Genomic DNA, 351 nt, shown 5'->3' on the forward strand with positions numbered 1-351 from the left:
CTGGGTGCTGCGCAACAGCAACATCAACCTTTCCGGTAGCAACAATGCGGCGGGCTTTAGCGGCCTGCTGGACATCAACACCGGCGCCTCGCTAACGCTGAACGGTGCCACGACGTTGGATGCGAACACCGTATTGAACGTCAACGATGCGACCAGCACGTTGAACATCAGCAATAACGGTGCCTTTGCCCTGAACAATAGTCTGACCGGGGCCGGGCAGGTGAATGTGGATACGGCCAATAGCGCCTTCAGCTTCGGAGCCGGAGCGGGGGCCGCCTTCACCGGCAACGTGACGCTGAATAACACCACCTTCTCGTTGGCCGATACCAATGCCAGCGCTCTGGCGTTGGC

At 59.5% G+C, this 351-nt stretch carries 1 protein-coding gene; it reads left to right on the forward strand.

Annotated features, from left to right (window positions below; all coding sequences use genetic code 11):
• The coding region (locus tag WG891_RS26705) for a hypothetical protein (RefSeq protein WP_337265243.1) at positions 1–351 on the forward strand (351 nt) is incomplete at both ends.

Source organism: Serratia sp. MMO-28, assembly GCF_037199905.1.
Lineage (GTDB): Bacteria > Pseudomonadota > Gammaproteobacteria > Enterobacterales > Enterobacteriaceae > Chania > Chania oryzae.